8 protein-coding genes are annotated in these 12,820 nt (G+C 56.9%); 4 read left to right on the top strand and 4 right to left on the bottom strand.

Going from position 1 to position 12,820, the window contains the following annotated elements:
- Positions 1-127 precede the first annotated feature (127 nt).
- The gene (locus tag F1381_RS11670; protein WP_151735035.1) at positions 128-1,693 is read left to right on the top strand and encodes a helix-turn-helix domain-containing protein; all 1,566 of its coding nucleotides are present in this window, start codon (positions 128-130) and stop codon (positions 1,691-1,693) included.
- Positions 1,694-1,777: 84 nt separating this feature from the next.
- Here the strand turns inward: F1381_RS11670 and F1381_RS11665 are convergent, their stop codons facing one another.
- A complete protein-coding gene (locus F1381_RS11665; protein WP_151735034.1) occupies positions 1,778-2,200 on the bottom strand; it encodes a GNAT family N-acetyltransferase in 423 nt (140 codons plus the stop codon).
- A gap of 183 nt (positions 2,201-2,383) precedes the next feature.
- On the opposite strand from F1381_RS11665, the gene ybaK reads away from it, so the two are divergent.
- Positions 2,384-2,857, top strand: coding sequence for a Cys-tRNA(Pro) deacylase (ybaK, locus tag F1381_RS11660; RefSeq protein ID WP_151735033.1), 474 nt, complete (start codon positions 2,384-2,386; stop codon positions 2,855-2,857).
- A 64-nt stretch (positions 2,858-2,921) separates the two neighbouring features.
- Here ybaK and F1381_RS11655 read toward each other — a convergent pair whose 3' ends face one another.
- From F1381_RS11655 to F1381_RS11645, 3 genes are read right to left on the bottom strand one after another with little or no spacing between them, the layout of a single operon-like run.
- The gene (locus F1381_RS11655) at positions 2,922-3,668 is read right to left on the bottom strand and encodes a YdcF family protein (RefSeq protein ID WP_151735032.1); all 747 of its coding nucleotides are present in this window, start codon (positions 3,666-3,668) and stop codon (positions 2,922-2,924) included.
- 51 nt (positions 3,669-3,719) lie between these two features.
- Positions 3,720-4,085: a cupin domain-containing protein gene (locus tag F1381_RS11650; RefSeq protein ID WP_151735031.1), complete on the bottom strand. Its 366-nt coding sequence runs from the start codon at positions 4,083-4,085 to the stop codon at positions 3,720-3,722.
- A gap of 49 nt (positions 4,086-4,134) precedes the next feature.
- A complete protein-coding gene (locus tag F1381_RS11645; RefSeq protein ID WP_187355303.1) occupies positions 4,135-5,070 on the bottom strand; it encodes an AraC family transcriptional regulator in 936 nt (311 codons plus the stop codon).
- A gap of 174 nt (positions 5,071-5,244) precedes the next feature.
- Here F1381_RS11645 and F1381_RS11640 point away from each other — a divergent pair, with 174 nt between their 5' ends.
- Positions 5,245-7,398 carry a glycoside hydrolase family 52 protein gene (locus tag F1381_RS11640; protein ID WP_151735029.1) on the top strand — a complete coding sequence of 718 codons (2,154 nt, stop codon included), beginning with the start codon at positions 5,245-5,247 and terminating at the stop codon, positions 7,396-7,398.
- Positions 7,399-7,781: 383 nt separating this feature from the next.
- The gene (locus F1381_RS11635) at positions 7,782-12,533 is read left to right on the top strand and encodes a LamG-like jellyroll fold domain-containing protein (protein ID WP_151735028.1); all 4,752 of its coding nucleotides are present in this window, start codon (positions 7,782-7,784) and stop codon (positions 12,531-12,533) included.
- Positions 12,534-12,820: the final 287 nt, after the last annotated feature.

The following is a 12,820-nucleotide window of genomic DNA, read 5'->3' as shown; positions in this document are numbered from 1 at the left end:
AGAGTATACTGAATAAAGGGACATCCTTTTATTACTATAATAAATAAAATATAGAATTACATGCAGCCTTTTCTCTTCTTGTATCCGACGCGCCAGTTCCTACATCGCTTTGAAGGATGGGATAGGGATGTATCATATGCTGCTGGTGGACGATGAGCTGTACGATCTGAGGCGTCTGGACACCCTGCTGGAGTGGGAAGCGCTGGGGCTATCGGTAATTGCCTGCGCAGACGGCGGCGATGAAGCGCTGGAAGTGCTGAGAGCGGAAAGCGTGGATATAATGATTACGGATATCAACATGCAGCCCGTATCCGGAATAGAGCTTGCCCGCCAGGCCATGGAGCTGCAGCCTGGCCTGAGGGTCGTTTTTATTAGCGGCAACGGGGATTTCGGGCAGGCCCAGCAGGCGATTGCCCTGAATGCTTCCGGTTATTTGCTTAAGCCGGTCAGCGAAGATGAGCTGGCCCGCACCCTCGGCGGGGTGAAGCAGTCGCTGGACCGCGAACGCGCCTGCTCGCAGCTGGAGCGCTACTATGAGGATGCCGAGCCGCTGCTGCGGCGGGAGCTGTTCGTGCAGCTGCTGGAGGGTTCCCGCGAGGCGGATACAGCCGTGTCCCTGCTGCGGCGGAGCGGGCTGCCCTGGGACTCAACGCGGCTTTATGCCGCACTGCTTAGCCCGGATGAGCTGTTCCGGCAACTGGACAGCTGCGGGGAGGAGGCGCCGGCACAGCTGGAACGGCGTCTCGAGGAGGCGGTAGAGCGGTATTGTGCTGCAGAACGGGTGCAGTCCTGCCGGCTCGGGCGGCTGGAATATGCTCTGATCCTGCAGGAGGAATACGACAGCGGGCGGCTGGAGCGGCTGATCGGGATGGCTGCTGAAGCCACCTCGTCATCAGTTACCATCGGCGTCGGACCCGTCGTGCCGAGGCTGGAGGAGCTGCACATTTCCTTCCGCAAAGCCAAGGCGGCGCTGGAGCTGAAGCTGTTCCTGGGTACAGGCAAGGTGATTGCCTATACTGCAGACACGGAGGCCATGGCGGAGAGGACCGACAATCTGGACCAGATTTTGCAGGCGCTGTTTCAGGCCATTGCCGCATACCGGCTTGTTGAGGTGGATGATTGCATCGAGCAGCTGTTCGTCACGGTAGGCCGGCTCCGGAACAAGCTGGATATCTTTCAGCTGTTTCTGCATATTGTCGAGCGTCTGGATGCGTACCTGCATACCTTGCATGAGGATTTCTTCGTGCTGTTGTCGCTGGACCGCAGGCAGCTGCATATTCTGTATCATTTCGAGACGACCCGAGAGATGAAGTCCTGGCTGCGGCGCCGGATGTTCGAGCTGTCGGAACACCTCCGGCAGAAGCGGCACAGCAGAAAACGCAGGCTGGTAGAAGAAATGCAGGCCTATGTCGAGGCCCGTCTGGGGGAGACGCTGCTGTTGCGTGAGGCGGCCAGGCATTTCTCGTTCTCGCCCAATCATTTGGGGCAGATTTTCTACGAGGAGACCGGCATCTATTTCTCCGACTACGTCAGCCGGCGGCGGCTGGAGCGGGTGAAGCAGCTGCTGGCCGATCCGAAGCTGAAGATCTACGAAGCGGCAGAGCAGGCGGGCTACAAGAACCTGTCTCATTTCGGCAAACAATTCAAGGCGTATTTCGGCATTACTCCCGGAGAATACAGACGGCGGCTCTGAGCTGAACCGAACAACCCCCGGCACTCCTGGCAGGAGCGGCGGGGGTTGTCTATATGTATGATGACGCGGCTGGTGCAGGGTGGATCAGCGCAGTTCTTTTTTCAGATAATACTCTTTGGCTCCGTCGTAGGGAGAATCGTCCAGCACACCAAATATCGTAAACCCCAGTTTCTGATAAAAATCGGGGGCCTGGAAGCTGAACGTCTCCAGCCGGATATACCGGCAGCCGTGCTTACGTGCCAACTGTTCGGCCTGCTCCAGCAGCTTCGTGCCGACCTGTTGACCGCGCAGCGATTCATCGACCCACAGAAAATCCACATGCATCTGCCGCCAGTAGATGGATGCCGTGATCCCGGCCTTGATCTCACCGCTCCCGTCTGCCATCGTAAGCTCTACCGTATCTACCTTGTCGCTCAACTTACCTGCGGCCTGCGCCAAATTGTATTGCAGCAGCTTTGGCCTGACCTTGCTGTTCTCCTTGGATATCCACGATTCTGTAATGTTCATTACCGCACCTCCATGAATTTAATTTACAGGGATTTCCTCCTCCGAAGCGGTTCAGCCATTATCGCATGGCTCCGCCTGATTGTCAAAACAAGGTTGCCCGCCGTACAGCCTGTGGATTATACTATTACAAATCAAACAACAGCCGGAAAATACTGGCAGAGAGTACAGGGAGGACGGAGAGGGATGCAGACAGCCAAGACGAATGCGCAGCGCCTGCTGGAGGCCAAAGGCATTGAAGTTTCCATATATACTTATGACAATGAGGACGGAGCGATTCACGGAACTGCAGTAGCGGACAAAATCGGCCTGCCGCCGGAGACGGTGTTCAAGACGCTTGTCGCTCACAGCGGGGCCAATCTGTATGTGTTCGTGATTCCTGTCGCGGAGGAGCTGGATCTGAAGAAAGCGGCCAAAGCGGCAGGGGAGAAGAAGATTGAAATGCTGCCGCTGAAGGACCTGCTGAAATTTACCGGCTATGTCCGGGGCGGCTGCTCACCGGTAGGGATGAAGAAGCTGTATCCGACATTCATTGATGAAAGCGCGGAGATTCAGGAACGAATCGCTGTCAGCGCCGGTAAAATCGGGCTGCAGATGGAGGTAGCGCCGGAGGAGCTGGCCGGGGTGGTCGGGGCGACTTTTTGCGGATTGCTGAAATAGGGGGGACCGGGAATCACGGGCCTATTCAAATGGCGGGCCGGATTCCGGCCCGTTATTGTTGTGTTCAAAAGGCTGCTGCCAGCAGCCCCAGATACTCCTTCAGCGCGGTTGCGGTGGTCGACAGCGCATCACCGGAAGGGGTGAATTTGCCCGGATAGACGGCGGTCCCCCGGCTGTCGAGATAGTCGGTGGGGTAGGCCTGGGGCGCCAGTCCGGCGTCCGTGAACTGCTTCACCGCCCGCGGCATATGGAAGGCCGAGGTGACGAGCACCGGGCGGCTGAAGCCTTCGGCAGCCATCAGCTCGGCGGTATACTGCGCGTTCTGCTCGGTGTTGAGCGAGCGGTTCTCGGCCAGAATGGCCGATGCCGGCACGCCCAGGCCGATCAGCTGGCGCTTCGCAATATCGGCTTCATTTCCGCTGTCGCTGAACACCTGGCCGCCCGAGAAGAGAATGGGCAGCCCGCTCTCACGGTACAGGCGCGCGGCGGTCAGCAGCCGGTTGGCGGCCGAGCCGTACAGGTTCCCTTGGCCGTCCAGGTCCGGTGTGCCGGACGAGGCGCCGCCGCCGAGCACGACGATCACATCGCCGTCAGGGCGGACCGGCTGTTCATAGCGGTGCTCCAGGCTGCCGACCAGCGGGGCGGCGACCAGGCTGATTGAGGAAAGATAGAGCAGCAGGGCTACCGTCAGCAGTGCAACCGCAGGACGGCGGCTGCTGCGCCATAACCAGCCGGCAATGCCGAGCAGCAGCACAATAAAGATACCCGGCGGCAAAATAAAGCTGTAGATAAATTTAATGACGTAAATCAGTGGATTAACCGCCTCTCCATAGATAGTGTGATCATGGGGACAAAGGATTGATTATTTCCCATTCACCTTAAGCTGCATCAAATCCCCGGGATTTAAGGCGCCGCTCTCAATGACAATGGCCGTCATTCCGACGGTTGTTCTGGTTTCATGCCATTCATCCCGTTCCCAGAAGACGGCATCGCCGGGATAAACGGATGCTGTAATCCCTTCATTCCCGGTAACCTGCCCCTCGCCGGAGACAATCAGCAAGAGCTGCGGAACAGGCGCAGCGTGACGGCCGATCACTCCATCCGTTTCCAGATGCATGCAGCCGATAAAAGCGGGTTCCGGCGTACGGACGATACGTGAAATGATGAATTTGGAGTCATAAGCGGTAATGGACTTACCAGCAGCTGGGTCAAAAGAGTAAATTTGCATGATACCTCCCCGGGCTTGAATGAGTCACTTTCAATCATTGTGTTACCCTTTAGCCTCGTGTGCCGCCCGTCTCCTGTTCGGCGGTCAGGCGGCGGAAGCCCATGGGCGGCCTTCCGGTCCAGCGCTTGAACTGCTTGCTGAAATGGGAGACGTCGCGGTAGCCGAGCCGCAGCGCGATGGTCTCCACGGACAGGCTGTTGTCGAGCAGGAGCAGCTTGGCATGGCGGATAATCAGGTCGGACAGGTATTGCCGCGGAGACATGCCGAAAATCTGCTGGAACACGCGGTTGCAGTGGTTCGTGCTGTAGCCGAGCCTGGCGGCGATGCTCTCGATGCCGCCGCCTCTGCTGCCGGTGGCTGCAGCGGTAAAGACGGACTCCTGCAGGAGTCCTTCAATAGCGCTTGCCAGCGCCACGGTATTCTCGCTCGCGCCCGGCCGGGCCATGCGCGGGTCGTCTGCCGTCCCGGCGAGCGCCCAGCCGCACAGGGCGGAGAACAAGCCCAGCGTGGCCTGCAGCGTCTGCATGCGGCTGCGCTTGGCACCCTCGGCCTCGGATAGAATGGCCGAGGCAATCAAGCTGTCCAGCGCGGAGCGGATGGCCGCCAGTTCAGGGGCTTCGCCGCCCAGGCTGACGGCATCCAGCGTCAGCAGCGCACGCCGCAGCACCAGATCGTCAATGTCGAAATGCAGGCAGTAATAAGTCATTTCGCCTCCGTTCCTGGTGCCAAGGCTGGAGTGGGTGACGCCGGGGCGGATGAACAGGATGTCCCCGCTTTCCTGGACATAGCTTCGCCCGTTGACAACCATGTGCTGGCTTCCCTGAAGCACGACATTGATCTCAAAGCTCGGATGCGTGTGCTCCGGATATTGCCAGCGGGCATTGACCTTCCGCCAATGCGAGGAATAAATATGAAAGGCGGTCTGGAGATCCGGAGACATCCGTCCGTCAATGGAATGCATCTCTCCGGGGCGGTTTGCTTTCACGCGCAGTCCTCTTTTTCTAAATGAAATATGTATCATTATAGCATACTTCCGCTGATGTTTGATTTGCCCAAATAATCGGCATCTTTGGCCCTGTTGTGCTGTCAGCAGTGAAGCTAACATGGGAATATAGCCCGGCACAACCGGGAAAATAAGCGGAGGGAGTATAATACCAAAATGCCCAATAATATATTCTATAACGCCCATCATTCACCGATTGGCGCTTTTGCCAGCTTCACCTTAGGATTCAAGGGAGCAGGCGGAGGATTTGACCTGGAAGCGGGCAGACCGCCGCAGCAGAATATCTTTGTCGGCTTGCAGCGGCGGGACGGCAACGGCTACGACACTTTGCCGTTCCATCAGCATAGCGGGAACGATGAGAGCAAGCGCTATGATGTCGAGAATTCCGGCAGCCGGCCGGAAGTGAAGCGGGTGCTGAATCCTTTTGCCGATGAAGAGATCCGCCGTGAATTCAAGCTTGGCAGCGATACCTGGACTGCAGGGGACTTGACATTCCGGATTTACTCGCCGGCCAGGGCTGTGCCGGACCCGGAGCAGGCCCCGGAGGATGAACTGAAGGCCGTACTGCTGCCGGCGGTGCTGGTGGAGCTTGAAGTGGATAATACCGCAGGTAATAGTGTGCGGCGGGCCTTTTTCGGCTTCCAGGGCAATGATCCCTACACCGCCATGCGGCGTCTGGATGATGTCTCTTCCGAGCTGACCGGTGTAGGACAAGGCCGGTTTGTGGCAATTGCCGCCGCAGCCGGAACCGCACGCTCTGCACTGCATTTCCGGCTGGAGGATATCCTGCTTGCCGAGCTGGAAGAGAACTGGACCTTCGGCCTCGGGCGGATCGGGACCATGGTGCTGGATGTGCCGGCAGGCGTCCGGCAGACCTTCCGCTTTGCGGTGGCTTTCCACCGCAGCGGCTATGTGACGACAGGCATTGACGCTGCTTATTACTACAACCGCTATTTCCGCAACATTGAAGCCGTGGCGCAATATGCCCTGAGCCGGTTCGATGAACTGAAAGCCCGGGCGCTGGAGGCGGACCGCCTGCTGGAAGGGCGGGGGCTCAGTACGGATCAGGAGTTTATGCTGATCCATGCCATCCGCAGCTATTACGGCTCTACGGAGCTGCTGGATTACGAGGGCAAGCCGTTCTGGATCGTTAATGAAGGCGAATACCGGATGATGAATACCTTCGATCTGACGGTGGACCAGGTGTTTTATGAGCTGCGGATGAATCCCTGGACCGTTCGCAATGAGCTCGATATGTTTGTGGACAGATTCAGCTACAGGGATACGGTGCGTTTTCCCGGCGAAGCGCAGGAATATCCAGGCGGCATCAGCTTCACCCATGATATGGGGGTGGCGAACGCGGTCTCGCGTCCCGGTTACTCCTCCTATGAGCGGTATGGCATCGACGGCTGCTTTTCGCATATGACCCATGAACAGCTGGTCAACTGGGTGCTTACCGCTGCTCTCTACCAGGAGCATACCGGTGACCGTGACTGGATGGCGCGGAACCTGCCGGTGCTGGAAGAATGTCTTACCAGCATGGTGAACCGCGACCATCCGGACCCGCAGCAGCGCAACGGGGTAATGGGGCTGGACAGCTCGCGGACGATGGGCGGCGCGGAGATCACCACGTATGACTCCTTGGACGTATCGCTCGGCCAGGCGCGCAACAATATTTATCTGGCCGGAAAATGCTGGGCCGCCTACCTGGCAATGGAGAAAATATTCAAGGAGTTCGGCCTTGAGGAGCCGGCGCAAACGGCCGGTCTGCAGGCCGAACGCTGTGCTGCTACAATAGTGTCCCATGTTACGGACGGCGGTTATATTCCGGCTGTAATCGGTGAAGGCAACGACTCCAGGATCATCCCGGCCATTGAAGGACTGATCTTTCCGTACTTTACCGGCTGCAAGGAAGCCTTGCAGCCGGACGGGCGGTTCGCCGCCTATTTGTCGGCGCTTGACCGGCACCTGAAGGCGGTGCTTGTAGAAGGCGTCTGCCTGTTTACGGACGGCGGGTGGAAAATTTCGTCCACCAGCAACAACAGCTGGCTGAGCAAAATATATTTGTGCCAATTCATCGCCAGACAGATTCTCGGCCTGGAATGGGGCGAAACAGGCCAGGCGGCGGACCGGGCGCATGTGGCGTGGCTGACCCATCCGGAGCTGTCGGTCTGGAGCTGGAGCGATCAGATTATCGCCGGCAAGATCACCGGCAGCAAATATTATCCGCGCGGCGTTACGGCTATTCTGTGGCTGGAGGAGACAGCGACGTTGCGGGCAGAAGAACAGCTAACAGACATACACGTTTAAGAGCGGCGAATAGACCGGGAAGTTTCATAGCAGTTTCTCCGAATGGACAGCGGAGAAGCTGCTTTTTTTAATGCTGTGAGTGACGGTAAAAGTTTAATTAGTATAAGGTATACATAAAACTAAAAAGATTTATATAAATTTGTAAAAATCCAATTGACTATTTCCTGCAAAACCTATTAATATAGACATATCGAAAGCGTTCTCACGGTGTTTAGTTTAGTGAAGTTTAAACTAAAAGGAGGTCAGAACGTTTTTTTGATGGATTTATGTAAACGGTTCATATTTATGGATTCAGTGGAGGTGATGCGCCAGTCAGCAGGTTTGTCATCTGAATACAGGATGGAACAGAACTTTTAAATCAGCAGAATCGGAGGCATATCATAATGAATAAAGTGACGGGAAAACTAACGTCTTCACTGCTTGCATTCCTGCTGCTCGTCCCTGCTCCGGCTATGGCGGCATCCACGAATGTAAGCGATTACAAAAATATTGGGGCTTCCGGTCAGCAGCAGGCGGCGGATTACAGCGGGCATTGGGCGCAAAGCGATTTTCAATCATGGGTAGATAAAGGGCTGCTGTCGGGATACGGCAACGGAATATTCAAGCCGAACCAGGATATTACCCGGGCGGAATGGGTCAGCCTGATCAACCGGGTGTTCAAGCTGCAGACGGCTGCAGAGCTGCAATACTCTGATGTGGCTAAGGGTAGTGCGGTTTATGGTGAGATTGCCAAGGCTGTAGCTGCCGGTTATGTCTCCGGATACGACGACGGAACTTTCCGGCCGGACCAGTCCGTGAGCCGTCAGGAAGCGGCAGTCATGCTGTTCCGGCAATTTGGCCTGGAGACCGGAGCTTCCGCAGCCGCACCCGCCGATGCCGCACAGCTGCCGGCCTGGAGCAAGGATGCGGTGCTCACCCTGCTTGGCGAAGGATATTTAAGCGGCTACGAGGACGGCAGCTTTAAGGGCGCGCGTCCGGTTACCCGCGCGGAAGCGCTGCGCATGATCGGCAGGCTTGCCGGTGAGATTGTGGTGAACGGCGGCGACTATGACGGCCTGAACGCCAAGAATCTGGTAGTGAACACGGCGGGCGTTGTTCTGCGGAACGCGAGCATCGCGGGGAACCTGTATTTGACTGAAGGAATCGGCGAAGGCGAGGTAACGCTGGACAATGTCAAAGTCGGCGGCCGGATTATCGCCAGCGGCGGAGGCGCCGGCAGCGTCATTCTGAATAACACGCAGGCATCCTCGCTGGTTGCAGCCAAGAAGAACGGCAAGCTGCGCATAGTGGCCAAGGGTGCAAGCGTGGTGCCGTCCGTGCAGGTGCTTTCCGGTGTCCATCTGGAAGAGGATGCTTCTTTGACCGCAGCGGGATTCAGCAGCGTATTCATCCGGCAGGCCCTGCCGGCGCAATCTGTGATCCGGCTCAGCGGAAGTTTTGACACGCTGGAAATGTCGGCTGCAGGTGAGCCGCAGGTGATTCTGGCGAAAGGAACCGTAGGTGAGGTGAGCTTCGGCAAGAAAGGCTCTTTGCGGGTGGAAGCCGGAGCAGAGATCGCAAATCTTATCGTAACGGCTACCGAAGGGATCAGTCTTCAGGGTGAAGGCAAAGTGAAGGCTGACGAGAAATACGCCGCGCTGATCAAACGGGAGAACCCTGCGGCTACGGCAACTCCGGCGCCAACGGCCAATCCGGGAAGCGGCGGGGGAACGAACAGCACTCCGGAGCCGACCCCGACACCTGCACCGACAGCTGCGCCCTCAGCTTCTCCAACGGCTGTGCCGCAGGAGACCGCCCCGGTATTCAGCGATGTCTCGGTGCATGACCCGTCGGTCGCCAGAGATCAGGAGGGCAATTATTATGTATTCGGGTCGCATATTGAAGCGGCCAAATCGGCTGATCTCCTGAACTGGACCCGGTTCACCAACGGATATACGACACCGGGCAATGCTATCTTCGGCGACCTGTCCGCCAATTTGGCCGGATCCTTTGCCTGGGCCGGTGAGAACGATGCCGACAGCAGCGGCGGATTCTCCATCTGGGCTCCGGATGTATTTTGGAATGCCGAATATGTCAACGAAGACGGCAGCAAAGGCGCCTACATGATGTATTACAGTGCTTCCTCGACCTACATCCGTTCGGCTATCGGCTTCGCCGTGTCTAAGTCTATCGAAGGGCCCTATACGTACGGAAATACAGTGATCTATTCGGGCTTTACGAAGGAAGCGGCCAAGGATGACAAGAGCAACGTCAACAAAATCTGGTCGAACACTAATATCAGCAAGCTGGTAGAGGACGGCATCCTTGAAGGAGCTAATCCCGCCTGGTTTAATGCGGGCGGTTCCTATAACAACATGGTCTATACCAATGCTATCGACCCGACGCTGTTCTACGACAAGGACGGCAAGCTCTGGATGACTTACGGCTCCTGGTCGGGCGGTATCTTTATCCTGCCGATCGATCCGGCAACCGGCAATCCCGTCTATCCGGGAGAAGACGGCACTACTGAAGACGGACGCATCATCGACCGTTATTTCGGGACGAAGCTCTCGGGCGGATTCCACCGCTCCGGCGAAGGTCCGTATATCATCTATGATCCGGGAACCGATTATTACTACATGTACGTAACCTACGGCGGCCTTGCCTCCGACGGCGGCTATAATATGCGCGTCTTCCGCGCCGAGCAGCCGGACGGTCCCTATCTGGATGCCGCCGGCCACAGCGGTGTGTTGGCCACGAACGCTGACCATTCGGCCATCGGCAACAAGCTGCTGGGCAATTTCCTGTTCACCAATTTGAACGGAGACCCGGAATTCCAATCCTACGGATACGCCTCTCCGGGCCACAACTCCGTGGAGATCGATCCGGAGAGCGGCAAGCTCTTTAACTTCTTCCACACCCGCTTCCCTTCACAAGGAGAAGCGCATCAGGTACGGGTGCATCAAATGTTCATGAATGAGGACGCCTGGCCGGTGATTGCAGTGCACCGGTATACCGGCGAAAGTCTGGAAGCGGTACAGCCGGGTGAACTTGCCGGACCTTACCAGTTCGTCAACCACGGTCAGGATACCTCCGGTACGGTGAAATCCACTGTGCAAGTGAACCTGAACGAGGACGGAAGCATCTCGGGGGCGGTCAGCGGTACCTGGGAGCTGAAGGGGGATTACTACGCCCACCTGCTTATCAATGAAGCGGAGGGTGTGCAGCGCCTGTACAAAGGAGTATTCGTGAAGCAGTGGGATTCGACGCGCGGACAGCAGGCCATGACCTTTACTGCCATGTCCGACCTCGGCATTGCCGTCTGGGGCAGCGCGCTGGAGCAGTTGAGCGACGAACAGAAGGCGGAATATGTAGCCGCCGCCATTGAGCTGGGAGATACAGGAAGTGTGTACCGGAATCTGGTTCTGCCGGCGAGCGGAGCGCATCATGCCGTAATTACCTGGACTTCATCCGATGAAGCTGTTGTCGGTGTGAACGGCCAGGTGAACCGGCCGGCGGCGGGAGCAGGCAATGCATCGGTTACGTTGACCGCTTCCGTGCGGGTAGGCGAAGCCACGGTTACGAAGGAATTTGCGGTAACGGTCCCAGCCATGAGCAGCACCGGTGCGCTGGAAGAAAATCTGGTAGCCGTGTATGATTTCGAGGGAAATCTCGCCGATACGGCGGGTCTTCTGCCGGAAGCGGCAATCACCGGTAACCGGATTAACAATACCGGGGGAGCAATCACTTATGCCGAGGGCAAGAGCGGACAGGCGGCGTATTTCAACGGAAGCGGCGGCGTGCGTCTTCCGGACAATCTGATTACCGATGACTCTTATACTGTAAGCCTGTGGCTGAAGCCGGAGAAGCTGGAAATGTATACGACGGCGTTCTTTGCCGGCCAGTCGCCAAGCCAATGGCTGAGCCTATTGCCGTACGGCAACTCTGCCGCCACGACAAGACTGTGGTTCGGCGAGCCTTACCAGGATGCGGCGGCTGACCAGCAGATCAAAGCGGGACAGTGGAGCCACCTGGCATTCACCTACCGTGCAGGGACAGTCGATCTTTATATTAACGGTGTATTGAAATTCACCGGCACCGGCTTTAAAGATAAGCTTTCCGGTGAAGAGACGCTGTTCGCGCTGGGTGTGAATTATTGGGATAATCCGTACACCGGCTGGATGGATTCTGTACGTATCTATGACACAGCTCTGCCTCCGGAAGTTATTGACTGGCTGGTAAACGGCACACCGGATCCTAATCTGAAGGTGACCGACATTCTGCTGGCCAAGAGCAGCAAAGCGCTGGCTGTCGGCAAGTCTTTTACACCGGAAGTCTCCGTCCTGCCGACCAATGCCGGTAACCGCAGCCTGGTGTGGAGCTCAAGCGCACCGGAGGTGGCCGCAGTGGATGCAGCTACCGGAACGGTGACGGCAGTGAGTGAAGGAGAAGCGCTTATTACGGCCAAGGCAGCCGACGGAAGCGGGGTATCCCGTTCCTATAAGGTGACGACAAACGGCAGTGTCGCCCACTTTGCTTTTGAAGGCAATCTGCAGGATACACTGGGAATGTCCGCGGACGGAAGGATTACCGGTAACCTGCTGAATAACGCAACGGTAGGAAATATTACTTACGGCGACGGGGTTTCCGGGCAGGGTGCAGTCTTTGATGGAGCTTCGGGCATCCGCCTTGACGACGGGCTTATTGACAGCCATACGTATTCCGTATCCATGTGGCTGAAGCCGGATAAGCTGCAGGGCTTCACCACAGCCTTCTTCGGAGCCGCCTCGGGCAACAGCTGGATCAGTCTCGTCCCGCAAAATAATAATGACGAGCAGTCCCAGACGATGCTCTGGTCAGGTGAGGCCTGGTATGACGCGGTAACCGGGCTGCGGATTCCCGCAGGCGAGTGGACGCATGTGGCATTTACAGTGGACAATGGGAATGTAAAGGTCTATATCAACGGCGTGGAGAAATTCTCCGGCAGTAAATTCCCTGATATTTTTACAGGCAAGAATGCGGTGTTCGGCCTTGGTGTTAATTACTGGGATGCGCCGTTTACCGGGATGATGGATGAAGTGAAGGTGTATAACGATGTGCGGACGGCGCAGGAAGTGCTCGCAGAGTATGAAGCGGCGCAAGCCGCCGGGGAGTAAACCGCGGCCGCAGCATCAAAGTTAGGCTGAACCGTGAATAAGTATGGAAAAATAAGCAGAGCAGCTTTTCTCCGTTGACCGGAGGATCGCTGCTCTGTTCATTTTGTTCTATGGCAGTGCCATGCCGCAGGTCGTGTAGTATGGAGGTCAAATCTGTTCCTTGAGATCGGCCGGATGAAGTTTGGATTGTGTACGGACAGTAGTGCCTTTATTTTAGCGGAAGCTACGATTATTCGGTCCTTGCGGACCGAGATGACTGTATGAACATGGCGGGGAATCACTTTGTG

It is taken from the genome of Paenibacillus tengchongensis, assembly GCF_008973665.1.
Classification (GTDB): domain Bacteria; phylum Bacillota; class Bacilli; order Paenibacillales; family Paenibacillaceae; genus Paenibacillus_AQ; species Paenibacillus_AQ tengchongensis.
The sequence above is the reverse complement of the archived record's forward strand: the minus strand, read 5'-3'. Positions and strand labels throughout refer to the sequence as shown.